This is a genomic window from Cobetia sp. BL01 (assembly GCF_056493605.1).
This window is the reverse complement of the sequence record NZ_JBVBEE010000008.1, coordinates 71651-96353: the sequence shown is the minus strand read 5'-3', so window position 1 is coordinate 96353 and position 24703 is coordinate 71651. Positions and strand designations below refer to the sequence as shown.

Annotated in this window: 22 protein-coding genes; 8 read left to right on the top strand and 14 right to left on the bottom strand. The window is 62.5% G+C overall.

Features of this window, described 5'->3' with window-relative positions; all coding sequences use genetic code 11:
* Window positions 1-160 precede the first annotated feature (160 nt).
* A complete protein-coding gene (gene gcvH, locus ACZYGA_RS13925; RefSeq protein ID WP_077372729.1) occupies window positions 161-553 on the bottom strand; it encodes a glycine cleavage system protein GcvH in 393 nt (130 codons plus the stop codon).
* An 878-nt stretch (window positions 554-1431) separates the two neighbouring features.
* On the opposite strand from gcvH, the gene ACZYGA_RS13920 reads away from it, so the two are divergent.
* Window positions 1432-2793 carry an alanine/glycine:cation symporter family protein gene (locus ACZYGA_RS13920; protein WP_373996116.1) on the top strand — a complete coding sequence of 454 codons (1362 nt, stop codon included), beginning with the start codon at window positions 1432-1434 and terminating at the stop codon, window positions 2791-2793.
* A gap of 145 nt (window positions 2794-2938) precedes the next feature.
* Window positions 2939-4072: a glycine cleavage system aminomethyltransferase GcvT gene (gcvT, locus tag ACZYGA_RS13915; RefSeq protein ID WP_077372734.1), complete on the top strand. Its 1134-nt coding sequence runs from the start codon at window positions 2939-2941 to the stop codon at window positions 4070-4072.
* A gap of 291 nt (window positions 4073-4363) precedes the next feature.
* On the opposite strand, the gene ACZYGA_RS13910 is transcribed toward gcvT, so the two are convergent.
* From ACZYGA_RS13910 to ACZYGA_RS13900, 3 genes are all read right to left on the bottom strand, one after another.
* Entirely contained in the window at window positions 4364-4570 is a 207-nt protein-coding gene (locus ACZYGA_RS13910; RefSeq protein ID WP_077372737.1) for a cold-shock protein, read from the bottom strand.
* A gap of 584 nt (window positions 4571-5154) precedes the next feature.
* Complete coding sequence (locus ACZYGA_RS13905) at window positions 5155-5817, bottom strand: 3-oxoacid CoA-transferase subunit B (RefSeq protein ID WP_084209001.1); 663 nt, start codon at window positions 5815-5817, stop codon at window positions 5155-5157.
* Between the two features lie 92 nt (window positions 5818-5909).
* A complete protein-coding gene (locus ACZYGA_RS13900) occupies window positions 5910-6611 on the bottom strand; it encodes a CoA transferase subunit A (RefSeq protein ID WP_077373240.1) in 702 nt (233 codons plus the stop codon).
* A 427-nt stretch (window positions 6612-7038) separates the two neighbouring features.
* Between ACZYGA_RS13900 and ACZYGA_RS13895 the strand changes: the two genes are divergently transcribed.
* A complete protein-coding gene (locus ACZYGA_RS13895) occupies window positions 7039-7962 on the top strand; it encodes a LysR family transcriptional regulator (RefSeq protein ID WP_479399424.1) in 924 nt (307 codons plus the stop codon).
* Here ACZYGA_RS13895 and ACZYGA_RS13890 read toward each other — a convergent pair.
* The 5 genes from ACZYGA_RS13890 to ACZYGA_RS13870 form a co-directional block, all read right to left on the bottom strand.
* Entirely contained in the window at window positions 7954-8715 is a 762-nt protein-coding gene (locus ACZYGA_RS13890; RefSeq protein WP_479399422.1) for an alpha-ketoglutarate-dependent dioxygenase AlkB family protein, read from the bottom strand. The two genes, ACZYGA_RS13895 and ACZYGA_RS13890, sit on opposite strands and share 9 nt — an antisense overlap.
* Before the next feature lie 75 nt (window positions 8716-8790).
* Entirely contained in the window at window positions 8791-9342 is a 552-nt protein-coding gene (locus ACZYGA_RS13885) for a phosphatase PAP2 family protein (RefSeq protein ID WP_077372749.1), read from the bottom strand.
* On the bottom strand, window positions 9314-10471 hold the full coding sequence (locus ACZYGA_RS13880) for a glycosyltransferase family 4 protein (RefSeq protein WP_479399421.1): 1158 nt from the start codon (window positions 10469-10471) through the stop codon (window positions 9314-9316). The genes ACZYGA_RS13885 and ACZYGA_RS13880 overlap by 29 nt, the downstream gene beginning before the upstream one ends.
* A gap of 338 nt (window positions 10472-10809) precedes the next feature.
* Window positions 10810-11760 carry a LysM peptidoglycan-binding domain-containing protein gene (locus ACZYGA_RS13875; protein ID WP_255304395.1) on the bottom strand — a complete coding sequence of 317 codons (951 nt, stop codon included), beginning with the start codon at window positions 11758-11760 and terminating at the stop codon, window positions 10810-10812.
* Window positions 11747-12649 carry an acyltransferase gene (locus tag ACZYGA_RS13870; RefSeq protein ID WP_084208996.1) on the bottom strand — a complete coding sequence of 301 codons (903 nt, stop codon included), beginning with the start codon at window positions 12647-12649 and terminating at the stop codon, window positions 11747-11749. The genes ACZYGA_RS13875 and ACZYGA_RS13870 overlap by 14 nt, the downstream gene beginning before the upstream one ends.
* Window positions 12650-12923: 274 nt before the next feature.
* Between ACZYGA_RS13870 and nhaD the strand changes: the two genes are divergently transcribed.
* A complete protein-coding gene (nhaD, locus tag ACZYGA_RS13865; RefSeq protein WP_077373243.1) occupies window positions 12924-14231 on the top strand; it encodes a sodium:proton antiporter NhaD in 1308 nt (435 codons plus the stop codon).
* Between the two features lie 363 nt (window positions 14232-14594).
* Here the strand turns inward: nhaD and ACZYGA_RS13860 are convergent, their stop codons facing one another.
* Complete coding sequence (locus ACZYGA_RS13860) at window positions 14595-15365, bottom strand: VOC family protein (RefSeq protein ID WP_077372760.1); 771 nt, start codon at window positions 15363-15365, stop codon at window positions 14595-14597.
* 116 nt (window positions 15366-15481) lie between these two features.
* On the opposite strand from ACZYGA_RS13860, the gene ACZYGA_RS13855 reads away from it, so the two are divergent.
* Window positions 15482-16381 (top strand): DMT family transporter, encoded by a 900-nt coding sequence (locus ACZYGA_RS13855; protein WP_077372763.1) that lies wholly within the window; start codon window positions 15482-15484, stop codon window positions 16379-16381.
* Between the two features lie 92 nt (window positions 16382-16473).
* Here the strand turns inward: ACZYGA_RS13855 and ACZYGA_RS13850 are convergent, their stop codons facing one another.
* The 3 genes from ACZYGA_RS13850 to ACZYGA_RS13840 form a co-directional block, all read right to left on the bottom strand.
* On the bottom strand, window positions 16474-18228 hold the full coding sequence (locus ACZYGA_RS13850) for a monovalent cation:proton antiporter-2 (CPA2) family protein (RefSeq protein WP_077372766.1): 1755 nt from the start codon (window positions 18226-18228) through the stop codon (window positions 16474-16476).
* A 274-nt stretch (window positions 18229-18502) separates the two neighbouring features.
* Window positions 18503-18769, bottom strand: coding sequence for a GrxA family glutaredoxin (locus ACZYGA_RS13845; protein WP_077372769.1), 267 nt, complete (start codon window positions 18767-18769; stop codon window positions 18503-18505).
* A gap of 178 nt (window positions 18770-18947) precedes the next feature.
* On the bottom strand, window positions 18948-20000 hold the full coding sequence (locus ACZYGA_RS13840; protein WP_479399420.1) for a YeiH family protein: 1053 nt from the start codon (window positions 19998-20000) through the stop codon (window positions 18948-18950).
* Between the two features lie 168 nt (window positions 20001-20168).
* On the opposite strand from ACZYGA_RS13840, the gene ACZYGA_RS13835 reads away from it, so the two are divergent.
* The 3 genes from ACZYGA_RS13835 (at window position 20169) to ACZYGA_RS13825 (ending at window position 23354) form a co-directional block, all read left to right on the top strand.
* Window positions 20169-21077, top strand: a complete 909-nt coding sequence (locus ACZYGA_RS13835; RefSeq protein ID WP_479399418.1) for a LysR substrate-binding domain-containing protein — start codon at window positions 20169-20171, stop codon at window positions 21075-21077.
* Between the two features lie 148 nt (window positions 21078-21225).
* The gene (locus tag ACZYGA_RS13830; protein WP_077372775.1) at window positions 21226-22062 is read left to right on the top strand and encodes an alpha/beta fold hydrolase; all 837 of its coding nucleotides are present in this window, start codon (window positions 21226-21228) and stop codon (window positions 22060-22062) included.
* Window positions 22063-22103: 41 nt separating this feature from the next.
* A complete protein-coding gene (locus tag ACZYGA_RS13825; RefSeq protein ID WP_136938122.1) occupies window positions 22104-23354 on the top strand; it encodes an MFS transporter in 1251 nt (416 codons plus the stop codon).
* A 116-nt stretch (window positions 23355-23470) separates the two neighbouring features.
* Here ACZYGA_RS13825 and ACZYGA_RS13820 read toward each other — a convergent pair whose 3' ends face one another.
* Window positions 23471-24658, bottom strand: a complete 1188-nt coding sequence (locus ACZYGA_RS13820) for an ABC transporter substrate-binding protein (RefSeq protein ID WP_479399416.1) — start codon at window positions 24656-24658, stop codon at window positions 23471-23473.
* Between the last annotated feature and the right edge of the window lie 45 nt (window positions 24659-24703).

Sequence of the window (24703 nt, the reverse complement as noted above, 5' to 3'; positions counted from 1 at the left end):
AGGAACATCGCCTTGCCGGCGCAGGAGGGCGGGCAGGGCGTCGGGAATCGTGAAGCCTCGGCTGGGGGCGCCGAGCCAGCGTACTACCGGGTGAGACGGGCAAGCGGCCTCCAGCCATGTGACAGCGCTGTCTCGGACAGCGGCTGGAGGCCAACCGTGATCAGGCTTCGCTTTCCACCAGCTGGGTGTAGGCGTCCGCGTCGAGCAGCTTTTCCAGCTCGGCGCTGTCAGCGACCTTCATCTTCAGAATCCAGGCATCGTCATAGGGGCTTTCGTTGACGGATTCCGGCGCGTCTTCGAGGCTCTCGTTGACGGCGATGACTTCGCCGGCCAGCGGCGCGTACAGATCAGAGGCCGCCTTGACGGACTCGATGACACCGAACTCTTCTTCCAGCGCCAGTTCGCGACCGATTTCCGGCAATTCGACGAAGACGACGTCGCCCAGCGCTTCCTGAGCGTGGTCGGTGATGCCGATGGTCACGGTACCGTCACCGTTGTCCTGAACCCACTCGTGACTCTCGGTGTACTTAAGCGTGGCAGGAATGTTGCTCATGAGTGTTTTCCTATGTGAAAAGATTTTCTGATTCAGGGAATCGTTGCGCCATTATGCACGAAGGTCTCGACACGTGGCAGTAGCTGAGCGCGGCGTGCCTCTACGACTTTTGGCGAGTGGCAAGCGAGTTGCCCTCTTCATCGTGGTCCGTCGTGCTCCGGGCGTCCAGTGTCTCGCCTTGCCACGCCCGGTCTATCTGCGCCATGGCGCGAAGGTATCAGCGCACAAGGCCCATGAGTGCAGGGTACAGACCGTTTTTTTCACCGCTGGAAGTCAGTTCTCAAGGTCCTCATCCTCTGACGGGAGGTGGGTTTCCAGCGAGAATCTGATGCCACTTTCCTGCGCTTGCGAGCCCTGTTGAGTCGAGGTAGAGTGTCGCTTGTTTCGTATTGGAAACTTGTTTCCCATGTTGTGTCCAGATTCACGTGCTGTCAATGGTGTCGCAGGCAGCGACACCCATATTCGCTGAGGGAAGCTCCTTCACGCTCTGATCATCAGGCGTGTCCTGATGGCAGGTATCCCCGAGGAGAGCCCGCCGGAGCGTGCCTGTCGTCACGGGACTGCCCGCGAGAGGTGTGGGGGAAGACCCGGGAGAGACTCAGGTTGCCGGCACAAGGGAAAGAGATATCCACTGAGTGACGCCCATCAACGGGCTGAATCCCTCAGGCGATTGACACATTTTCATGATTTTTGCGTGACGTTTTGCTCGCATTCCAGCGTAAAGCCCTGTTGGGGTAGTGAAGACTGGAAGCTTCCGCTAATGTGAGCTGTCCGTTTGGCGTGCTGTCCGGTTGACCGGCTGGCCAGACGGGATTTCCGATGTGTCTCTCCTCGCATCGAGTCATAACAACAATTCAGCGGAGGAAATCTGCGTGGAAATGATCAGTTCTCTCTTTACCGCCATCAATGGCGTGGTGTGGGGCCCGGTGATGTTGATCCTGCTGCTCGGGGTCGGCTTCTATCTTCAGGCGGGCCTCAAGGGCATGCCGATCCGCAAGTTGGGTACCGGCTTCAAGCTGCTCTGGAGCGGGCGCGCGCCCGGCAAGGATGGCGATGGTGAAATGTCGCCGTTCAATGCCCTCATGACATCACTCTCCGCTACCATCGGTACCGGCAACATCGCGGGTGTGGCGACGGCGATCGCGCTGGGTGGACCGGGGGCGATCTTCTGGATGTGGATCACGGCGCTGGTCGGCATGGCGACCAAGTACGCCGAGGCCGTCTGTGCGGTGCGTTATCGCGAAGTGGATGACAACGGCAACCACGTCGGTGGTCCGATGTACTACATCCGCAACGGACTGGGGGCCAAGTGGGGTTGGCTGGGGGGCGCCTTTGCCTTCTTCGGCTGCTTCGCGGCCTTTGGCATCGGCAATACCGTGCAGTCCAACTCCGTGGCGGATGCCCTGGAAACCTCGTTTGCCATTCCGCACTGGGCCTCCGGTGTCGTGATGATGGTGCTGGCGGGTGCGGTCATTCTGGGTGGCATCAAGCGCATCTCCAGCGTGGCGGGCAAGCTGGTGCCGTTCATGGCGATTGCCTACTTCCTGTCGGGCATCGTCATTCTGGTGATCAATGCTGACCAGATCGGTCACGCCTTCGGCCTCATCTTCACCTACGCCTTCAATCCAGTCGCGGCGACTGGCGGCTTTGCCGGTGCGGCGGTGATGGCGGCCATCCGTTTCGGTGTGGCGCGCGGTATCTTCTCCAATGAAGCCGGCCTGGGCAGTGCGCCCATCGCCCACGCTGCCGCGCAGACCAAGAACCCGGTACGTCAGGGGCTGGTCGCCATGCTGGGCACCTTCATCGATACCATCGTCATCTGCACCATCACCGCGCTGGCCATCATCACCTCCGGCCTGTGGTCTTCTGGTGAGACGGGGGCGGCGCTGACCTCCATGTCCTTTGATCAGGCCTTGCCGGGTGTCGGCAACCATCTGGTCGCGATCGCGCTGGCCGTGTTTGCCTTCACCACCATCCTTGGCTGGTCCTTCTATGGCGAGAAGTGCTTCCAGTACCTGTTCGGTACGCGCGCCATCATGCTGTATCGCATCGTGTTCGTGATCGCGATTCCGGTGGGCGCGATGGCCAAGCTGGATCTCATCTGGCTGATGGCGGATACCTTCAATGCCTTGATGGCGATTCCGAACCTGATTGGTCTGGCGCTGCTGTCGCCCGTGGTCTTCAAGCTGACCCGCGACTACTTTGACGGCAAGGAAGTGCTGGCGGGCGAAGACCGCTGATCGCATCAGGAGCCCCCCGTCGCTGGCAGGCGCGGCGGGGTGAGCCCCCTCAGATTGTCCTATCTCGATCACTAGCCTCCGGCAGCACAGGGCCAGCTTCACCTGGCTGTCGGAGAGATGTTGCATGCCACTCTGGAGAATGATGATGTCCGATTCCGCCGCTGTCACCGGTCTCAAGCAGACCGCGCTTCATGACCTGCACGTCGAGCAGGGAGCGAAGATGGTCGAGTTTGCAGGCTATTCCATGCCCGTCCAGTATCCGCTGGGCGTCAAGAAGGAGCACGAGCATACGCGTGCCAAGGCGGGGCTGTTCGATGTCTCGCACATGGGGCAGCTGATCCTGCGCGGAGAGAACGTGCAGGCGGCGCTGGAGACGCTGGTACCGACGGACATCGTCGATCTTCCGGTGGGCATGCAGCGTTACGGACTCTTTACCAGTGATACCGGCGGTATCCTCGATGACCTGATGATCGTCAATGGTGGCGATCACCTCTATGTGGTGGTGAATGCTGCCTGCAAGGATCAGGACGTCGCGCATCTGCGTGTGGGGCTGCCGATGGAGATCGAGCTTGAGGTGCTGGAGGATCGGGCACTGCTCGCCCTGCAGGGGCCGCTGGCTCACGCGGTCATGCAGCGTCTGTCGCCCGAGGCCTGCGAGCTGACCTTCATGCATCATGCCCATGTCACCATCGATGGCATCGAGTGTTGGGTCAGTCGCAGCGGGTATACCGGTGAAGATGGTTTCGAGATCTCCGTCCCCGATGCTGAGGCGGAGCGCTTCGCGCGTCTGCTGCTGGCGGCGGAAGAGGTGGAGTTCATCGGTCTCGGGGCGCGGGATTCACTGCGTCTCGAGGCTGGACTGTGCCTGTATGGTCATGATCTGGACACCACGACGTCGCCGGTGGAAGCCAGCCTGATCTGGGCGCTGGGCAAGGTGCGTCGTCAGGGCGGTGCACGTGAAGGCGGCTTCCCGGGGGCGGACGTCATCCTGACCCAGATCGCCAACAAGGATCACACCCGCAAGCGAGTCGGTCTGGTGGCTGAAGGGCGTGCTCCGATTCGCGAAGGTGCCGAGCTATTCGACGGCGAGGGCAACCGCATCGGTGTCGTGACTTCGGGCAGCTTCGGCCCGAGCTACGGCAAGCCGGTCGCCATGGGCTATGTGGCGATCGCGCACAGCGTGCTGGACACTCAGGTCTTCGCGGACGTACGCGGCAAGCGACTGCCGATGACCGTGACGAAGATGCCCTTCGTCGAGCAGCGCTATTACCGCGGCTGATGATGGGCTGAAGACAGGCAAGGCTGGACGGGAAAGGGGCTGCTTCGGCGGTCCCTTTTTCGTTGCCTGTGACAGGCGTCAGGCGTCAGGCGTCAGGCAGCAGGCTCGGCTCTGGTCCGGGAGAACTGGATCGTGTCGTGGGTTGCAGGCAAGTGGCGCTGAGGCACGACGGAACTGGCTGGCAGGGGAGGGGCCGTCACGGCTTTCGAGGCAATCTCCAGACGCAGAAAAGCCCGCCGAAGCGGGCTTTTCCGTGGAAAGAGAGGTTAGTCTCTTTCAGCTAACTCATGATCAGTCGATGATCTTGATGTTAGCGGCCTGGAGGCCTTTCTTGCCCTGGGTGACGTCGAAGGAAACCTTCTGACCGTCTTGCAGAGACTTGAAGCCTTCAGCCTGGATTTCGGAGAAGTGTGCGAACAGGTCGTCACCGTTGTCGTCCGGAGAAATGAAGCCGAAACCTTTGGTGTCGTTGAACCACTTGACTGTACCAGTTGCCATGATCGTAATTCCTTACTGATGATATTGCCGGGAGTTACCCGATATACGTGGGTAAAACAAGGAGGATATGCACCAGGTACCGAAGTGTTTCGATCACGACTGACGATATACGACTTGCTAACCAACGAGATCAATACTGCGCTGCCGCGCCTCCAAGGTCAAATGAAATATCAAAAACTTCGCCTTTGGTCGGGTGTCTCGTGAGCAGATTCTTCTCGAATGGACGGCATTGCGCCAGTCAGTTTTTCAGATTTCGCAAGGATTGACAGTGACTTGCTTTTATCCCGTTATCCTGGTTTCTGGTCGGTATAAAACCTCGCCGTATATTGTTCCGCTTGAGAGGTTGCCAAGGTGAGTCATCGTCGTGGGGATGGGGCGTGCGTGCGGGCTTTCAAGGCAGTGGACAGCTTCGCGGATGATCCGCCAGGTCGTCATGCTTGGTGAGGGAAAGAGATAAAAAAACCGGCAGCGATGGCAGCGCTGCCGGTGGATGGTCTTGCAACCATCAAGACTCTCGGAGAGCGGCGATGATGCGCCCATCATCGCCGGAGAGATGGAGTGTCAAGCGATGCATCTGGGCCGTCTCAGGCGTCCAGCTGCATCTCGGGGACATTGTCGGGCACGATGAGCTTGCCTGCGGTCAGGCGCTGTATCTCCTCGACACTGACGCCTGGCGCGCGTTCCAGCAGGTGGAAGGCACCGTCCTTGATCTCGAGGAAGGCCAGGTCGGTCAGGACACGGCGAATGCAGCCGGCACCGGTCAGTGGCAGCTCACACTGGCTGAGCAGCTTGGACTCACCATGCTTGGAGGCGTGGGTCATGGTGCAGATGATGTTCTCGGCACCCGCCACCAGATCCATGGCGCCGCCCATGCCTTTCACCAGCTTGCCGGGGATCATCCAGCTGGCGATGTTGCCGTTCACGTCCACCTCGAAGGCGCCGAGTACCGTCAGATCGACGTGCCCGCCGCGAATCATCGCGAAGGATTCGGCGGAATCGAAGATGGCGGCGCCATCGATGGCGGTCACGGTTTCCTTGCCGGCATTGATCATGTCGGCGTCGACCTCGTCGTCATAGGGATAGCGTCCCATGCCAAGCAGGCCGTTCTCGGACTGCAGCATCACGTCGATGCCATCCGGGATGTAGTTGGCGACCAGGGTCGGAATGCCGATGCCCAGATTGACGTAGGAGCCGTCCTGGATTTCCTGTGCCACTCGCTGGGCCATCTGTTCGCGTGTCAAAGCCATGATGTATTCCTTGTCTGAAGCGCCATCGAGGTGGCGCCTTGCCGTGTCGGGGAGTGTCGTCGCGAGAAAACGGATGCAGGCGGAGCCTAGGCTCAACGCGAGCGAACGGTCCGTTTCTCGATGCGCTTCTCGAAGCTGCCCTTGATGACGCGGTCGACATAGATGCCCGGAGTGTGGATCTCGGCCGGGTCCAGCTCGCCGGGTTCCACCAGCTCTTCGACTTCGACCACGGTGATCTTGCCTGCGGTTGCGGCCAGCGGGTTGAAGTTGCGTGCCGTGTGACGGTAGACGACATTGCCGTAGCGGTCGGCCTTCCACGCCTTGACGATCGCGAAATCACCCTTGATGGCTTCCTCGAGAATATAAGGGCGACCGTCGAATTCGCGGACTTCCTTGCCTTCTCCGATGGGCGTTCCGTAGCCGGTCGCGGTGAAGAAGGCGGGGATGCCGGCCCCGGCGGCGCGCATCTTCTCGGCCAGCGTGCCCTGGGGGGTCAGGATGACCTCGAGCTCTCCGTCCAGCAGCTGGCGTTCGAACAGGGCGTTCTCGCCGACGTAGGAGGCGATCATGGTCTTGATCTGGCGATCTTCCAGCAAGATGCCCAACCCGAAGCCGTCCACGCCGCAGTTGTTGGAGACGACGGTCAGGTCCTTCACGCCACGACGCTTGATCTCCTGGATCAGGTTCTCGGGAATACCGCAGAGTCCGAATCCGCCGGCGATTACCGTCATGCCGTCTTCCAGGCCCGCCATGGCATCGGCGTAGCGGGTCACTACCTTGTTGAATCCTGCCATGAAGTTCTCCTTGAGCATCTTGTGTTGTCGTTTTGACGGTGATGAGTCGCTGCTCATCTTCCGTGGCCGGCGCCTGGGGCAGGCGTCTGGCAAAGGCTTGAGTGCATCATTGCCGACAATCTGGTGGCTGTATATATTTGATAAGTTTGTTTTTTCTATCCATTGATAAGTTTTCATGAAGAGTCTTGGGGCAGTACGATATCGCCTTGCCCGCTCGTTTCCTGCACAGATCCGCCTGTGGTGCGGGTCAGCGGCGGATATGCACGACAGGGCTGGACGACTCGCGGTGCAAGGCTGCGCAAGCGGCTCTGGCCACCTTGGACCAATGGTGTAGAGGCCGACGGGTCTCCCGGCGACGGGTTGAGCCTGTTTCCCCGAATGTCATCTCAAGGCGCGTTCCCCAGGGACCCCACAGGAAGGATGCCGCATGACCTTGAAACAGTTGAAAGCCTTTGTCGCAGTGGCCAGAACCCTGTCCTTCGTGGAAGCGGGCACGTTGGTGCATCTTTCCCAGCCGGCATTGTCGCTGGCCGTTAAGAATCTGGAGGAGTCGTTGGGTGGGCGTCTGTTCCAGCGTTCCACTCGACAGGTCAGCCTGACGCCGGAAGGACGGGCCTTCTTCCCGCTGGCTCGCAGGATACTGTCGGATTGGGAGCATGCTGAGGACGAGATGCGCCAGCGATTCAGTCTCGGACGCGGGCGTGTGGCACTGGCTGCCATGCCGACTTTCGCCGGGAATCTGCTGCCAGGAGTACTGGCGGATTTTCGACGGCAGTTCCCGGAGATCACCATCGAGGTCAATGACGTGATCGCCGAGGAAGTCGTGGAGCGTGTCACCGATGGGCGCGTGGAACTGGGGATCTGTTTCGATCCCGGGGTGCGCGAGGACCTTGTCTTCGAATCACTCTTCGAGGATCGCTACATCGCGATCATTCCCGAGGGTCACTCCCTGTTACAGGGCGCTCCCGAGACCATCCATTGGGATCAGCTGCTGGAAGAGGATTTCATCACCCTGCAACGTCCCTCGGGCGTGCGACACATGCTGGAGCGGCGCCTGGCAGAGGCGGGACTCAAGCTCACCGTCGCCTTCGAGACCCATCAGCTGGTGACCTGCGGACGTATGGTGGCAGAGGGACTTGGCGTCAGCGCGGTACCGGCGATGAGCGCCGATCAGATGTCAGCGCTGGGATGTCGGTGCCTGGGGCTGGAAGGGCCGGTCATCGAGCAACGTGTCGGCGTGATTCGCCGCGGCCGTCATGAGCTGTCGGTCGCGGTCCAGGCGATGCTGGACACTCTGCGGGCCCGCTATCCCGTCTCGCCGCCGCCCGTGCCTGATGAGGATCTAGCGTGACGCCGTCAATAGCTGTCGGTAGGTCAGGCTGATGCGCACGCCCTCGAGCTTGCGTGGCGGCAGGGCGTGATGCAGTCGGTCCTGACAGCCGCGCCCCATCACCAGCAATGAGCCATGGGGCAGCCACAGGTTGAAGGCGGGGTCCTGTGCGTAGGGGCTGCGGGGATGTCCCTTGAAGCGCAGTGGCCGCTCTCGTCCCAGTGACAGGGCCAGCACGATGGGGCGGTCGCCAAGCTCCGGTTCATTGTCACTATGCCAGCCCATGCGGTCATTGCCATCGGCGTAGCGATTGGCCAGCAGGCTGTTGAAGTGCTGGTCGATATGGCGTTCCTGCCCCGGCTGCGCGCTCAGCTCGCGGTTGATGGCGTGACGGGCAAGCTCCCCCAGATGCCAGGCCATCGGACGCCATGGCGCTGGCTCGAACAGGCTGCCGGAATAGCGATAGCGAGCCCCGGCGTCCCCCATCCATACCTGACGGCGAGGGATGGGATGCGTCTTGCCATGCACGCTCAAGCTCGGCCGCTGCCAGTCGAGCGTGGTATCCAGCGTGACCAGTGCCTGGTCGGCCTGCAGGGGAGTCAGAGCGGCTGGCTTGAGATAGAGCGGGTGCAGCGGATGGCGATACCAGCCATGGGCCAGTGTCTGCCAGTCGTCCGGCAGGCCAACAGGTCGCTGTCCGCTTGGCGGGGTGCGGGAAGGGGCGTGTTGAGGATGCGTGGCGAACAGGTCGCCGGCCTCGGAGGATATCGTCATGAGGCGAGCTTGCCAGAGCGAATTGACTGTCGGCAAGTCGAAGGTGGCCTGCCGCCGACAGAGCATGCACTGGGCTCAGAGTCCTGTCAGGGACTCAAGACTCAGGATGGCCACTTCAGCCAGCCCGAGTCCCAGCAGCGCCCCCGCCAGCACGTCACTGACGTAGTGCAGTCCCAGGATCACGCGGGAAAGCGCGATCAACATGGCAAGCGGCGTGACGAGAATGGCCAGTTCCGGCAGCTGCTGAGCCGTCAGGCTGGCAAACAGCACCGCATGCAGTGTATGGCCACTTGGAAAGCTGTAGCGATCCAGCGGTGGCATGGTGCATTGGATGGTCGTGAAGGTGATGAAGGGGCGTTCCCGGCACAGCCGGGTCTTGAGGGCGCGATACAGAAGGGCGCCGGCCCCCGCCGCCAGTCCGAATTCCAGCATCAACCAGCCACCTTGCACGTGATGGAAGGGCAGGCTGAGTGTCAGCAGCAACCAGACGGGCCAGTCACCGAGGCGCGAGACCACGCGAAAGAGGGTCAGGATAGGCCGATACAGCGCCAGACGTGCCACCTGGCGACACAGCCGCCACTCCAGCAGGTCGAGTCGCTCAAAGACGGGAAGGCTGCGATCGTGCATCGGGCTTCTCCTCGGCGAGGCGTAGACAGGCAAGAAAATGCTCGGCGACCTGGCTCCAGGCCATGGGCTCGACGCGTACACGGGCTGCTCTTCCGAGACGTGCGATACGCGCTGGTCGCTGGCAGACTTCCACTGCCTGTTCGATGAATCTGTCCGGCTGGGTGCAGGGGGCCAGCAACCCCTGGTGGTCATCGCGGATCACTTCCGCAGCGGCCGCGTAGTCGAAGGCCACCACGGCCAATCCACTGGCCATGGCTTCCAGTACCACGTTGCCGAAGGTCTCCGACAGCGAGGGGAACAGGAACAGGTCGGCACTGGCGTAATGGGCAGCCAGCGCCTCGCCGGTCTGGAAGCCGGCGAAGATCGCCTGCGGCAGGCGTTGCTCAAGGCGTTCGCGCAGCGGGCCATCGCCCACCAGTACCAGCGCGATATCCGGCTGCACGGCCTGCATGGCCTCGTAGCTGCGAATCAACAGCTCGATGTTCTTTTCCGCCGCCAGGCGACCGACATGCAGCGCGACGGGCTGCTGAGGGCCGACGCCCCACTGGCGACGCAGCGCTTCACTGCGATGAACGGGCGAGAAGCGCTGACAATCCAGCCCGCGTCCCACGACCCGGACATGCTTGAAACCCTGTTGCGCGAGAGTGGCGGCCTGGGTGCGTGTCGGGACCAGTGTCAGGTTGGCGGCATTGTGGAAGTGCTTCAGCCCCTGACGTACCAGGGGGCGTAATGCCCTGAGATGATAGTGGGTGCTGTACTGGTCGAAATTGGTATGAAAGCCTGCCACCACGGGCACGCCGAGGCGACGCGCGACCATCAGGGCACTGACCCCCAGCGGTCCCTCGGTGGCGATGTAGATGACGGAGGGCGGATGCTGGCGCCACAGGGCCGTCAGCCGTCTCAGGGCAGGGGCGCCGATCTGAACGGTGTCATAGCCCGGAAGACGGAAGCCGCGTACCTGAAGCTCCTGCGCGACTCGTGGTTCATGGCTGCCGTCGCGGGGTGCGGGCCGCACGAGCTGCAGCTCGCAGCCCCGCGTGATGAGTTGATCGCACAGATGGCTCAGCGTGTGAGCCACGCCATTGATTTCCGGGTGCCAGGTTTCACTGACAAAGGCGATACGCTCCATGACGGCTCCTGATGACCTTTGAACGAAGTATTGGCCATGGGAGTGACGCCTGCATAACAGCGAGGTGACGAAGTGATGACACCCCACGCAGGTGTCGTTGCAGCCGCGGTCACTCCAGCGGGCAATCTCCCGCGGGCAATCTCCAGCAGGCAATGCTGCCAGGAGGCAGCGGATTCAAGGCGGTCACAGGTCACAGCTCAAAGATCAATCACGCTGGCCGAAACTGACGCGGGGGCGACAGGCGCGGCATGAAGGACGCCGTGGGCGAGGCATGCCCGACGCTCGTTTGGCAAGGCGAGCCCCTGAAGGGCTCGCCAGTGAGGCCGGCAGCCCCAGTTTCAGCGTTTCTCGAGCAGCTCGCGTGGATTGATCGGCTTGCCGCCATGGCGCACGTCGAAGAGCAGTTCAGGCTGACCGTCATTGCGACGTGCCACGCGACACAGCGGGGTGCCCGGCGTGACCTGCTGACCGACCTTGACCAGTATCTCTCCACACTGCGCCAATACGCTCTGCAGATTGCCTGAATGGTGGAGGATGACCACATTGCCCAATTGCCGCATGTTGTCGGCAAAGCGGACTTCACCGCTGGCCGGCGCGCTGGCGACCCCATTGCTGGCCGTGCGAATCCGCATCGGGGCCAGTTGGCCATTGCGGTTGGTGCCGAATTCGCTGATGACTTCGCCGGCGGCAGGCCAGCGCCACGATTGACGCGGTTTCTTCAGCGGACCCGGGTCCGGGCGTGCCACGAGACTGCCGCCGCTGGCACGCGCATTGGAAGCGCTTCGGCTGGGGCCACCATTGAGGGGAACCGAGATCAGGGTGCCGACTTTCAGGTCATTGGGGGGAAGCCCCGGGTTGGCGGTCTGGATGCGCTGAGGATTGGCTCCGAAGTAACGGCCTATCTTCGAGTAGGTGTCCCCGGGGCGCAGCTGATAGCGATAGGGGCCACCGGAGGGGGCACGCTCACGCGCGGTGGGCACCAGGATGCGCTGCCCGACCTTGAGGTCACGGATCTTGACGCCGGGGTTGAAGCGGGTGAGGCGCAACAGGGGAATGTCAGCGTCGCGTGCGATCTGCCCCAGGGTGTCGCCCTTCTGGATCGTGATCCATTGGCCTGCCGGTGAGCCGGAGTAGCTGCCGGTGGCGCAGCCTGTCAGCCACAGTGCCAGGCTCAGCCACGCCAGTCGCCGCAGCGGCGCGCGAGATGTCCTGTGGAGAAATGTCGAGATGGCGCCCACGGTCAGGCGCACAGCGCCCAGCGGCTCGTGGGGCATGTCAGAGTTGTTCAATGTCGTGTCCTGCACGTGACAGTCGGGCATCCTTGTCCTTCCAGACCTGATTGAGCCATTGCTGAAACCGTTCGCGGTAGGCAGCGTCCGCGTGATAATCCCCGTTCAGCATCCAGGGTTCCACCGGGCGTTGCACGATATCCAGATGGATATCTCCCCCCTTGCCACACAGAAACTCCCAGAAGCTCGCGCTGGCGTGACGATAGTCCAGCGTGGCGTCGAGTATGCCTGACAGGCGGTCGCCGAGAATGCTGATCACCTGAGCGCTGCCGCCGGCGCGCGGCCTGAGCAGATGAGTGTACGGGCTTTGCTGTTGATCATGCTTGCCTGACGTGAAGCGCGTGCCTTCCACGAAGTTGAAGATCGACATGGGCGACTGGCCCGCTCGCTCACAGATGCGGCGTGTTGCGGCACGGTCGCGTTCCGCCAGGCGCGGGTCATTGGCCAGTCGTTCACGGCTGTAGCGGCGCATGAAGGGGAATTCCAGCGCCCACCAGGCCAGGCCGATGACGGGGACCCAGATCAACTCGCGCTTGAGAAAGAACTTGGGCATGGGCGTGCGATGATGCAATGCATACTGCAGCACGAAGATATCCGTCCAGCTGCGGTGGTTGGAGATCACCAGCCACCAGCGTCGCCTGGCGGAGCCATCCTTCAGGGCGTCCGGCACGTTGACCTGCCAATGGGGGCGTATCCAGGCGCGAATCCACAGATTGTTGGTGCCGATCCACCCCATGGCGAGACGGTTCAGCCCTTCGAGAAGATGAAGCTGCAGACGACGGGACGGGCTGAGCAGCTTGAGCAATGCCAGCAGGTACAGCGGTACCGACCAGAACAGGGTATTGGTGATCAGAAACAACAGGCTGATGACGCCTCTGATACTCGACATGAACGACTCCTTCAGCAGATCGCGCCATCCTAATTCACCCGTGACAGGAAACCCACCCCGCTTGCGTGGAGGACAGCAACTCGACGTTGCGCAAACCGTACGCATCTGATGTCGAATGGTGGCGGTTCGTGAGCTGTGGTGTCATTCGCGCGCCGACTTTCCTGTCGGCCGGTGCAAGGGAAGGCCTGACATGGCACTCGGCCATCGTCGTGAGCATGCACCGCCACTCGACGTCCTCTCACGAGATGGACGCCCTTTCAGGGAGCAGAGCGACATGTGGTTGCAGGGAGTGTTGGTGGGGCTGGCGATCGGGGCCTTCGTGTTGATCGCCATCGAGGACGTGATTCATCTCAACAAGGCCAAGACGACCTTGTTGCTGGGGACGTTCAGCTGGTTGCTGCTGTTCATCTTCGGCCCCGGTGCGTTGGGAGTCGATGACGTCGGTGAGTCGCTCAACGAGAATCTGCTGGAAATCGCCACCTTGTGGCTGTTTCTGATGGCGGCGATGACCTTCGTGGCGTTTCTCAATGCCAAGGGACTGATCGCCAATCTCATCTATCGATTGCTGCCGGGCCGCATCGGTGAGCGAGGCCTGCTGTATCTGACCGGCACCTTCGCCTTTGCCTTCTCCTCTCTGGCCGACAACATCACCGCTACGCTGGTGTCGTTGACGCTGGTGCTGTCTCTGGGATTGCCGCCGAAGAAGACGCTGCGTTTCGCGGTGCTGGCGGTGTTTGCCGTCAATTCCGGCGGGGTGGCGTTGATCACCGGTGATGTGACCACACTGATGATCTTCCTTGCTGACAAAGTGCGTATCAGTGAGCTGATGCTGCTGGCCATCCCGGCCTTCGTCAGCGTGATGCTGCTGGCGACGCTGCTGCTGCCCGGGCTTGGGGGAGAAGTCCATCTGTCGCGTGAACGCCGTCCGACCCGGCGTCTGGACCGCTTCGTGGCCTGGCTGTTTCTCGCCACCATCCTCTCCACGCTGGGCCTGAACGTGCTGTTCGGTATCCCGCCCTTGCTGACCTTCCTGTTCGGGATGTCGATCATGTTCCTGCTCGGGCATGTGGCCGAGCGACGCAGTGACAGCGAAGAGCGCAGAATTCTTGATTACATCAGGATAATTGAATTCGACACTCTGCTATTCTTCCTCGGCATCCTGCTGATGGTGGGAGCGCTCAAGGAAGCCCGCCTGCTGGAAGGGCTGGCACAGCTCTATGACGTGATGCCTGCCATGCAGGCCAATTATCTGATCGGCCTGTTGTCGGCATTGGTCGACAACGTGCCGTTGACGGCTGCGGTGCTCAAGGCGGATGTCGGCATGAACGATGCCGAGTGGTTGGCGCTGACCTACGCCGCTGGCGTGGGCGGATCACTGCTGATCATCGGGTCGGCCGCTGGAGTGATTGCGCTCTCCAAGGTGCGTGAGGTGACCTTCATGAGCTACCTGCGCTTCTTCCCGGCGCTGCTGCTGGCGTACAGCGTCGGATACGTCGGCGCCTACTGGCTGGGGGGACAGGTCACCGACACGCCGATGGACCTGGGAGTGGCGCTCACGTCACTGGGCTCATTGCTGCGCTAGGCGAGGTGGTTTCGGAGGCTTTTTTCGTGACAGTCAGGCGCTCAGCGGTGAAGTGGTGAATTTTTGATCAATCTGACATCGGTCGCCAGATCGCGAAGCCGATGAGTGGATGTACAGAGATTCTTCACAGCTTTTTCCACAGCTTCTGTTGATAACCTGCTTGCGACCAACGTATTACGGCTCTGAGCCACCAGCAGACCTCATGGGGCACCCGAGCATGGCGCACGACAGCCAGTGGCTCGCGAGGGGAGCCCATGGCGGTGAGTCATGACATGGCTTGCCAATGAAAACGCCCCTGGCGCCAGAGGCGTCAGGGGCGTTGCGGCACTACTGCTTGCGAATCTGGCTCGTGAATCTTGTCCGTCAGGCACTCAGCTGGCAGAGCGTGTGCTCTGGCAGCAGTTGCTCGGCGGCGCGCTGATGCTGGCCACTGTCGGCCGTTGCCAGCAGGGCCAGCCCTCCCAGCACCACCATGTGCTCATCACCTTCGGCGAATACCATGCGTTGTGCGTGCGCGGGATAGTAGTGGTATTGCAGCTTGGGGTTGATGGGGAGTACGGCATGGTGGCGCCCGCTCTGCGGCGACATGCCGTGCATCAGCATGCCTTCGCAGACAGCTTCAAGCGTTTCTCCCAGCTCGTCGGCGTTGAAGCCCACGTGATGCAAGCGCGGGCCCATCACCGATAGCCATGCCGCCAGCGGGTTGGCTTCCAGCAGACGCTCGAAGGTGGGCCAGTCCGGCATGTCCCATGGGCGGCACGGCGCCAGCAGGTTCTGTCCCTTGCAGTCGTCACGGTGACTCTGGCTGATGAGCGTCTTCAGCAGGTCTCGGTGAAGGGGAGGCAGGCTATTGGCCTGAAGTTCGGCCAGCATGACAGCCGAGCCGCCATCCGGCGGCAGCAGCAGATCCACCAGTAGGCCACGGTCGGCCATGGCGTACTGCTTCACGCGTCGATAGCCCTGATGATAGAGGCTGGGACGCAGTTTCTCGCTGCGAAATGGCCCCTGATCCAGTGTCACGAACATCAGATATTCGGGCCTGATGCCATCCGGCCAGATGTCCAGCGCTCCGATATCCGGATGGCGGTGAACGAAGTCCAGCCATAGCTGTTGTAGAAATTCCTCGCGTTGCATGAAGCCTCCTTGACGGGATATCGGCACCCTGTGCTGGAGCGATTATAGGTACCTGCCAGATAAGGCCATTCAACGACATTGTCCTTTTTTTCTGACCGACTGTTCGGAGTGTGAAAATGCCAGTGCTGGTGGCGTATTGCGTGGTTCTCATGGTGTGGTCAACCACACCGCTGGCGATTTCATGGAGTGCTTCCGGATGGCTGCCGGCCTGGTCTGCCATGGGGAGAATGTTAATTGCCGCATGTATCGGTTACCCATTGTTACGCATGCTCGGGCTGAAAATGGATTTCGGTCGCGTGGCAATTCGCAGCTACGTGGCGGCTGCACTGGGGATATGGGGTGGGATGTACTTCGCCTATATTGCTGCCGGTTGGTTACCAAGCGGTATCATGTCGTTACTTTTCGGCTTAGCTCCTCTGCTATCAGGACTTTACGCGCGCTGGTGGTTGAAAAGTGCGCCTCTTGACAAGCTGCAATGGTTAGGTTTCGCATTGGCATTGGGCGGACTGGCCATCGCCGTCTCGGACTCGCTGGCGCTACCACCGGGCAGCTGGAAGGGGGTGGTGACCATGTTGCTGGCGGTCAACTGCTTTGCCGCTTCCGGCGTATTGGTCCAGCGAGAGCGAGCAGGGCTTCATCCGCTGGTGCAGACCGAGGGCGCGCTGCTCGTCTCGCTTCCGCTCTATCTTCTCGCGGCCCTGCTGGTCGATGGTGTGCCGCAGGCATGGCCGACACAGCGCCCGCTGGGGGCGATCGTCTACCTGGGTATCTTCGGCTCGTTGATCGGGTATCTGTGCTATTACTTCGTGCTGGCACGCCTGTCCGCCAGTACCGTGGCATTGGCCACCCTGATCACGCCGATATTCGCCATGAGTCTCGGCGCTGCCCTGAATGGCGAGATAGTCTCCAGCCGCGTGCTGGCGGGGGCGCTCTTCATCGTCGTGGGCCTGTGTGCCTATCTCTTCGGGCCGCAGTGGCGCGCTCGCCTGCGCGGGGGAGCCGTGACTCGCAGCTGAATGGCACGCCAGTGGATGCCAGAACCGAAAACGCCGCCCCTAGAGGGCGGCGTTTTCGGTTCTGGAGCGACAGCAGCTGGCGAGAGTGGATATCAGCCCTTGGTCTGGAACAGGCGCTTGAGCTCTTCCATGGCGCTCTTGGCGCTGGTGACCAGCGCCTCGGGGTCATGGCGGTTCTCGAAATCGCTCTTGAGCATGGTGTCATCCATCTCACGGAAGGCGCGGACCACTTCGGCGGCACGTGCGCTTGGATAGCCCATGGCAACCAGCAGTTCGTTGCCCATTTCCAGGCTGCTGGCGTAGGTCTCGCGGATCACGTGTTCCACGCCCAGCTCCATCAGCTCCCAGGCATGGTGGCGATTGCGGGCCCGCACGAACAGCTTGAGATGCGGGAACTGTTGTCGAACGGTACGCACGATCTGGGTGGTCATCCTGGCGTCATCGACCGCCACCAGCATGATCTGTGCGTGCTCGGCGCCAGCCGCTCGCAGCAGCTCCGATCGGCTGGCGTCGGCGTAGAAGATGCGCGAGCCGAACTGACGCACGAACTCGACCTGGGTGATGTTGGGGTCGAGGGCGGTGAAGTTGATGCCCTGGGTCTTGAGAATGCGCGCGCTCATCTGACCGAAACGTCCGAAACCGGCAATCAGTACCGGCGGGGCTTCCTGACCGAAGTCTTCATCGTAGGGGCGCTTGGCTTCGCGCGCGGCACCGAACTTGCGCGCATAGCGATACAGGAAGGGCGTGGCGGCCATGGACAGCGTCACGGCGCTGATGACCAGACTGGTAAGCGTCTGATCGAAGATGCCGGCGGCCATGCCGGCGGTCAGCAACACGAAGTCGAATTCTCCGCCCTGAGCCAGTACGGCGGCCAGTGGCAGTGCCTCGGCAAGCTTCAGGCGTGCGACGCGGCCCACCAGCGTGATGACCAGCACCTTGCCGACCATCAGCGCCAGTGTCAGGCCCAGCACCGTCAGCGGGCGCTCCATGACCAGCGAGACGTCCACCGACATCCCGACCGCCATGAAGAACAGCCCCAGCAGCAGGCCCTTGAAGGGGTCGATGTTGGCTTCGAGTTCGTGGCGATAGACGGTATCCGCCAGCAGCACCCCGGCGAGGAAGGCCCCCAGTGCCATGGAAAGCCCGACCCATTCCATCAGCAGGGCAGTACTGATCACCACGAACAGTGCCGCGGCAGTGAAGATCTCGTGGATCTCGCTGCGTGCCACCATCTTCAACAGGCGCGGAACGACGAAGCGGCCAACGATGATGACCGCCGCCACCATGCCGATGCCCTTGGCGACACCGGCCCAGCCGGAGCCGGTGGAAGCGTCGAAGTTGTCGGCGAACAGCGGCAGCAGCGCCAGCAGCGGAATCACGGCCAGGTCCTGGAACAGCAGGATGGCGAAGGTTGACTGGCCATGGGGTGTCGCCAGTTGTTGATTCTCGCTGAGTACCTGAAGCGCAAAGGCGGTAGAGGACAGCGCCAGAATCAGGCCCAGCAAGGCGGCGGCCGGCAGTTCAAGGCCCAGCCATAACCCGACGGGCGTCAGCAGCGCTCCGCATAGCAGCATCTGTGCGCTGCCAAGCCCGGCAAGCTTGAGGCGCATGTCCCACAGGCGCTTGGGTTCGAGTTCCAGTCCGATCATGAACAGCAGCATGACCACGCCGAACTCCGCGAAGTGCAGCACCTCGGTCGGTTCCGAGATGAAGCCGATCAATGACGGCCCCAGCAGCACCCCGATCGCCAGATACCCCAGGATGGACCCCAGCCCCAGGCGCTGAAAGAGCGGCACGGCAACCACGGCGCAGCCCAGCAGCACGGCGCCTTCCATCAACATGTTCATGTTTGCTTCCTTGTCCAGCTACGTGCGGAGAAAGGCGAATTGTCGCCGCAGCTTGCGAGCGCCGCAAGCGCTCCGCTGCGCACTTTCCCGTTGCCGTGAGTGGCTGCCCTGAGGGAGGCACGAGTCAAGGCACTGGCGAGAGGTGGGAAGCTGGCCCCTTGATTGACGGCGCTCGTGGCAGGGGCATCAGCTGAGCAACTGGCATGCCGGCTGCAAAAAAAGCCCCCGCCATGGGCGAGGGCTTTTCAGGATCAGACAGAAGTCGAGGCGATGATCAGGCCTGCGGCATCAGTGCCTCGTCCTGAACGTACTGGTTGAACTCGGTGAAGCCACCGATGTGGGTCTGATCGACGAAGATCTGCGGCACGGTTTCCACCGGCTTGCCGATGGTCTTTTCCATGTCGGCCTTGGTGATGCCCTCGGCGTGGATGTCGATGTAACGGAAATCGAAATCATCGCGCTTGGCGGTAAGTTCTTCCGCGAGTTCCTTGGCGCGGACGCAGAACGGGCAACCCGGACGACCGAAGATGACTGCCAGCATGAGATTCTCCTTGGAGGGTACGTGATACTCGTCAAGCCCACCGTGACGTGATGTTCGTGGGCTTCCGGCAGAACCGGTGAGTCAATGGATGGATGCCATTGTGCTTGAGCCTCACCGGGTTTGCCAATTGAGCGGCACTAATTGGGTGATTGCGACACTCAATCATTGCCGGCGTGTATCACCTCATCAACAGCAGGTTGGCCCCGAAGCCGCCGACCATGAGCAGCGCGAACAGGATCAGTGCCAGCAGGAAGGGCTTCATGCCCAGTGAGCGCAGACGATCCATGCGTGTCTCGACCCCGAGTCCCGCCATCGCCATGGTCAGGGCGACGCTCCCCAGCACGGACAGGTTGGCGTGCAGGGCGGCAGGAATCTCGCCGGTGCTGTTGATCCCGGCCATGACGATGAAACCGAGGGCGAACCAGGGAATGGTCATGCTGCCGCCGGCATCGCGGTCATCCCCCTCGCTGCGGCTGCGCATGGCCCACAGCTTGGGCAGCAGGAGCAGGAAGGGGACCAGCATCATCACGCGCATCAGCTTGACGATCAGGGCATTGGCCAGGGCGTCCGGACCTACCGCCTCACCTGCCGCCACGACCTGCGCGACCTCGTGAATGGTCGAGCCGATGTAGATGCCGAACAGCCCCTCATGCATGCCGGTCAGCGGGTAGAGCAAGGGGTAGGCCAGCATGGCCAGCGAGCCGAACAGTACCACCGTGGCCACGGCCATGGCGGTGGCTGCCGGGCGTGCCTTGATCATGGATTCCGTCGCCAGCACGGCCGCGGCGCCGCAGATGGCAGAGCCGGCACTGGTCAGCAAGGCGGTATCGCGATCCAGACCGAGCCAGCGCGTGCCCAAGAAATAGCCGCAGCTCAACACGGCGGCGATGACGATGACATCCAGCACGACCACGCTCCACCCCAGGCCGAGAATCTGCTGCAAGGTGATCGACAGTCCGAACAGGATGATGCCGAGTCGCAGCAGCTTCTTGGTCGCGACATGCAGCCCTGGTGCCAGTGCCCGGGCATGGCGGCTGGTGACGGGCAGGTTGCCGACCACGATGCCGCACAGCAGCGCGAAGACCAGCGGACTGACGCCGGTCGCGGCGAGGGTCGGAATGGCGTGCAGCCCCAGCCCCGCCAGTGTCAGCCCGCCGCACAGCGCGAGTCCCGGCACCATTCGGCGCAGCCGTTCCGTGACAGGGGGGGCAGTCAGCGTCTGTGCGTCCATTGGCTTTCTCCTTGATAGGCGTGTCGGGTCAGGTCTTGTCGTGTGAAGGTCTTGAGTGCATGTGAGGGCGTTGCATGCTTAGTGCTTCTGGTTTGATGAATAGTTTATGCAGGAATATCATTGGACAGTTAGTCGATTATTCCTTTACCACTTACCGGAAAAACCGATATGCAGATCCATATCACCCTGCGCCAATTACAGGTCTTCGTCGCCGTGACTCGCCAGGGCTCGGTCAGTGGTGCCGCCCGAGAGATAGGGCTTTCGCAATCGGCGGCGAGCCAGGCGCTTTCAGAGCTGGAGCGCCACCTTGACGTCGCGCTGTTCGAGCGGCTCGGGCGCCGGTTGGCCCTCAATGCCAATGGGCGTCGTCTGCTGGCGCGTGCCGAACAGCTGCTGGAACAGACCCATGCACTGGAGCTGGAGGCCCGTGAGCCCGGGCTGGAGGAGGGGTTCCTGCGAGGCGAGCTGGAAATCGCCGCCAGCGCGACCATCGGGACCTGGCTGTTGCCCGGCCTGGCAGGGGCCTTCATGCGTGAAAATCCCGGGACCGAGCTCAACCTGCGCCTGCGCAATACCCATCAGGTGGTGGAGGCGGTGCTCAACTACGATGCCGAGCTGGGGCTGATCGAAGGGGATTGTCACGCGCCACGCCTGATGAGCCAGACCTGGCGTGAGGATGAACTGGTAGTGGTGGCGCCGCCGTGCCACCCGCTGGCGATACGTGCAACGGCACTCGATGACGAGGATCTGGCCAATGCCGACTGGATTCTGCGCGAGGGAGGGTCGGGCACGCGGGCGGTCTTCGAACGTGCACTGCACGGGCGAATCGAGCGCCTCAAGGTGCGCATGGAGCTGGGTCAGCATGAGGCCATCAAGCAGGCTGTGTTTGCCGGCCTCGGGCTGGGCTGCCTTTCACGCCTGTCTGTGGATGCGGAGCTGTCACGTGGGGAGCTGGTCGTGCTGGAGACGCCCCAGCTCAACCTCAAGCGGCATTTTTCCATGCTCTGGCATCCGGAGCGCTATCGAAGCCCCCTGTGGCAGGCGGTCAAGGTCTATCTGGAAGCCAGTCCGCGGTGAGCCGCGCGGCGGCTTGATAGTCTGCTAACATGAGCGTTTTCTGACACTCGGCCACGAGGTTGCCGCTTCGCACTGGCGCGTGCCATCGCGGGCGATGCGTGAGGGTCGGGAGCGTCTGAGGGTCTGTCTAGCGTCCATGGAGATGATGATGAGCACTGCGACAAGCACGACGGTCGAGCTTTTCTACAACGAGAGTGATGCCCGTGAAGCCGCACAGGGCAATGAGGCGGGTGAGCAGGATGCGACGCCGCTGGTGATTCTGCATGGTCTGTTCGGGAGCGCGGACAACTGGCGCTCGCATATCAAGTTCTGGTCGCAGTCGCGTCGCGTCATCGCGGTGGATCTGCGCAATCATGGTCGCAGCCCGCATGTGGCGGGCATGAGCTACCCGGAGCAGGCCGCTGACGTGATCGCTCTGCTCGATCAGCTCGATATCCCCACCTGTGATCTCATGGGGCACTCCATGGGGGGCAAGGTGGCCATGCAGGTCGCACTGCAGGCACCTGAACGACTGCGCAGTCTCGTGGTGGCCGATATCGCGCCCATCGCCTACGGACACGGGCACGATGAGATATTCGCTGCCTTCGAGGCCGTGCGTGAGGCGCGTCCTGCCTCGCGCAAGGACGCTGACAACGTGATGGCACGCCATGTGGAAACGCCGGCTATCCGTCAGTTCCTCGCCACCAACCTGGTGCGCGATGAGGACGGCAGTATGGGCTGGCGAGTCGGGCTCGATCACATCGCGGCGGGTTACCCCCAGATCGTCGAGGCGCCTCAGGCACACGGCGAGGTGGAACTGCCGGCCCTGCTGCTGTGGGGCGAACGTTCCAATTACGTGCAAGCCGACGGGCTCCAGGCAATGCGTGAGCGCTTCCCGCGACTGGAAGATGCCTCGCTGGATGCCGGCCACTGGCTGCATGCCGAGCGAGCAAGCGAGTTCCAGCAGGCCGTCGAGACGTTTCTTGAACGCGTCGCACGCGCTTGAGCGGCTCACGTCATGCGCCTGCGCCGTTGGCGGCGCCCCGCGTGCCTGACGAAGACGGCACGATACCGGTGACGCGTCACGAGCGTCTGGTGATCGCGCTGGTCACGCTGCTGCAGTTCGCCGTCATCATGGGCTTCACCATGGTGATGGCACTGGGGCCGGATTTCGCGCAGTCGCTGGGCATTCCGCTGGACCACCTGGGCTACATCGTCGGCAGCTACCCGCTGGCGGCGGCGGTGGGTACCTTGCTGTGGACGCGGCATGCGGATCGTTTCGATCGTCGCTGGGCCGTGCTGGGCTTTCTGTTCGGTGCCGCGCTGTGTCATCTGATCGCGAGCTTCGCCACCGGATTCGAGACGCTGCTGGCCGCGCGCATGCTGGGCGGGCTGTTCGGTGGGCCGGCGGCGGCCACGGCACTGGCCATCGTGATCGATGTCGTGCCGGGAATCCGGCGTGGACGCGCCATGGGGATGGTGATGGGGGCCTTCTCGGTGGCCTCGGTGCTGGGGCTGCCCTTCGCGCTGTGGTTGTCCGAAGGCTTTGGCTGGCAGGCGCCGTTCCGGGCCGTTGCGCTGCTGGCGTTGCTGGTCTGCGGGTTGCTGGCCTGGGTGCTGCCGCCGATCCGGGGGCATCTGGACAATCCTCGCAGTCGCGCCGGTACCTCCATCGCCACCATTCTCGCGCAGCCGAATCACCGGCTCGGGCTGGCGCTGATCGCCACCGCGATGTTCAGCAACTTCCTGGTGATTCCCAATCTCTCCAGCTATCTGCTGTTCAATCTCGATCTGCCTCGCGAGGATCTCGGCGGGCTCTACATGATCGGAGGCGGACTGTCGCTGGTGGGCATGCAGCTGACCGGGCGGCTGTGTGATCGCTTCGGCAGTGTCTGGCCCGGCACCATCACCTGTCTGCTGACGGCGCTGGTGGGTTGGGCCTTCCTGCTTCATTCGCCCGGGCCGTCGCTGGTGTGGGTGGGGTTTGGTGCCTACATGCTGTTCTCCTCGGCGCGGCGGGTGGCGCAGAACACGCTCAACAGCTTCATTCCTGCCGAGCACGAGCGGGCCGCCTTCACCAGCACCCAGAGTGCCGTTCAGCATCTGAGTTCTGCCGCGGGCAGTTATCTCGGGGCGGCGCTGCTGGTCAGCTCGCCGGGTGGCGCCCTTGAGGGCATGCCACTGCTCGTGGCGGTGCTGGTGGTCGCGCTGGTGATCCAGCCTGTGCTGATGGGGTGGTTGGCGCGGCGTCTGGCCAGGCGGGCGTCAGCCGGCAGTCCGGTGGATGGCAGGCGCTGACAGGAAGGTCTCGGGAGGCAAGGGGCGGGGGCATCTTCGCGTCATCTGGCGGAAAGCAAACGACGCCCTGTCGGGAAACCGGCAGGGCGTCGTCGTGTCTGTCATCGGCCGTCTATTCAGGGCGCGTTGACGTCGATGGCCAGGTGGTCGAGTGACTGGCGCTGCTTGATCATGCCGCGCTCGTACAGGAAGTTCTCGAAGTCACGGTAGCGGCCGGCATCCAGTGCGGCCGGACGCAGGGCGAAGCGCGGCAAGGTGGCATACCAGGCTTTCTTGTTGAGCGCGGTATCGAGTGCCGGGTCGGACTCGCGGAACAGCTTCCAGCCCTTGTCAGGGTGGTTGATTATCCAGGCGGTGGCTTCACCGACGGCGGACAGGAAGGCGGCGTACTGCTCGTGCTTGCGAGAATAGCTGTCGCTGTTGGCGACGAAGATCAGTTCGTCATAGGTCGGCACGCCTTCTTCCTCGATGTAGAAGGCGCGGCCCTTGACGCCTTCCTGTGCCATCTGGGCGAGTTCGAAGTTGCGGAATGCCCCGGTGACGGCATCGACCTTGCGGGTCAGCAGTGACGGCGTCAGCGAGAAGTTGACGTTGGTCAGGGTGATGTCATCCAGTGTCAGGCCGCTGTTCTGGAGCATGGTGGACAGCAGGACTTCCTCCACGCCACCGACGGAATAGCCGACGCGCTTGCCCTTGAGGTCGGCCATCGACTGGATGTCACTGTCAGCCCGTACCACCACCACGTTGAGCGGGGTGGCCACCAGCGTGCCGATGCGCACCAGCGGCAGCCCTTGATCCACCTGCAGGTGCAGCTGGGGCTGATAGCTGATGGCGATGTCGACACGCTCCGCCGCGGCAAGCTTTGGGGGGACGCTGGGGTCTGCCGGAGCGATCAGCTCGACGTCCAGACCATGTTGCTTGAACAGGCCCAGTTCCTGAGCCAGCACCAGCGGCCCGTGGCCGGGATTGGTGTACCAGTCGAGCATGACCTTGAGGTGCGTGAGGGGCTTGGCATCGGTGGCGGCCGCTTGCGGGTCCTGCACATCGCCAGCGGCGGGGCGGGTCTGTTGCTCGGTCTCGGCAGCCTGCTTGGCAGAAGCGTCTGGCTCGAGGGTGGCACCGTCCTGCCCGGTCTGGGTGACCGCTGCCGCTGCACTGTCACTGGCGGTCGGGGCCTGGGGCTCGGCGCTGGCGCCAGTCTCGGCTGACAGGGCGAAGGTGCTCAGGCTGAGGGTTGTCAGCAGTGTCGCGAAGAGGCAGGACAGCTTGCTGGAACGGCGGATCGCCGATGGCGAGAATGGCATGGCGGTATTCCTTGTGGTGTCAAGAATGTGAGACCGTCAGGGCAT

Coding starts and splice junctions, on each gene's coding strand:
- gcvH (WP_077372729.1), bottom strand. CDS start 553: ATGAGCAACATTCCTGCCACGCTTAAGTACACCGAGAGTCACGAGTGG.
- ACZYGA_RS13920 (WP_373996116.1), top strand. CDS start 1,432: ATGATCAGTTCTCTCTTTACCGCCATCAATGGCGTGGTGTGGGGCCCG.
- gcvT (WP_077372734.1), top strand. CDS start 2,939: ATGTCCGATTCCGCCGCTGTCACCGGTCTCAAGCAGACCGCGCTTCAT.
- ACZYGA_RS13910 (WP_077372737.1), bottom strand. CDS start 4,570: ATGGCAACTGGTACAGTCAAGTGGTTCAACGACACCAAAGGTTTCGGC.
- ACZYGA_RS13905 (WP_084209001.1), bottom strand. CDS start 5,817: ATGGCTTTGACACGCGAACAGATGGCCCAGCGAGTGGCACAGGAAATC.
- ACZYGA_RS13900 (WP_077373240.1), bottom strand. CDS start 6,611: ATGGCAGGATTCAACAAGGTAGTGACCCGCTACGCCGATGCCATGGCG.
- ACZYGA_RS13895 (WP_479399424.1), top strand. CDS start 7,039: ATGACCTTGAAACAGTTGAAAGCCTTTGTCGCAGTGGCCAGAACCCTG.
- ACZYGA_RS13890 (WP_479399422.1), bottom strand. CDS start 8,715: ATGACGATATCCTCCGAGGCCGGCGACCTGTTCGCCACGCATCCTCAA.
- ACZYGA_RS13885 (WP_077372749.1), bottom strand. CDS start 9,342: ATGCACGATCGCAGCCTTCCCGTCTTTGAGCGACTCGACCTGCTGGAG.
- ACZYGA_RS13880 (WP_479399421.1), bottom strand. CDS start 10,471: ATGGAGCGTATCGCCTTTGTCAGTGAAACCTGGCACCCGGAAATCAAT.
- ACZYGA_RS13870 (WP_084208996.1), bottom strand. CDS start 12,649: ATGTCGAGTATCAGAGGCGTCATCAGCCTGTTGTTTCTGATCACCAAT.
- nhaD (WP_077373243.1), top strand. CDS start 12,924: ATGTGGTTGCAGGGAGTGTTGGTGGGGCTGGCGATCGGGGCCTTCGTG.
- ACZYGA_RS13860 (WP_077372760.1), bottom strand. CDS start 15,365: ATGCAACGCGAGGAATTTCTACAACAGCTATGGCTGGACTTCGTTCAC.
- ACZYGA_RS13855 (WP_077372763.1), top strand. CDS start 15,482: ATGCCAGTGCTGGTGGCGTATTGCGTGGTTCTCATGGTGTGGTCAACC.
- ACZYGA_RS13850 (WP_077372766.1), bottom strand. CDS start 18,228: ATGAACATGTTGATGGAAGGCGCCGTGCTGCTGGGCTGCGCCGTGGTT.
- ACZYGA_RS13845 (WP_077372769.1), bottom strand. CDS start 18,769: ATGCTGGCAGTCATCTTCGGTCGTCCGGGTTGCCCGTTCTGCGTCCGC.
- ACZYGA_RS13840 (WP_479399420.1), bottom strand. CDS start 20,000: ATGGACGCACAGACGCTGACTGCCCCCCCTGTCACGGAACGGCTGCGC.
- ACZYGA_RS13835 (WP_479399418.1), top strand. CDS start 20,169: ATGCAGATCCATATCACCCTGCGCCAATTACAGGTCTTCGTCGCCGTG.
- ACZYGA_RS13830 (WP_077372775.1), top strand. CDS start 21,226: ATGAGCACTGCGACAAGCACGACGGTCGAGCTTTTCTACAACGAGAGT.
- ACZYGA_RS13820 (WP_479399416.1), bottom strand. CDS start 24,658: ATGCCATTCTCGCCATCGGCGATCCGCCGTTCCAGCAAGCTGTCCTGC.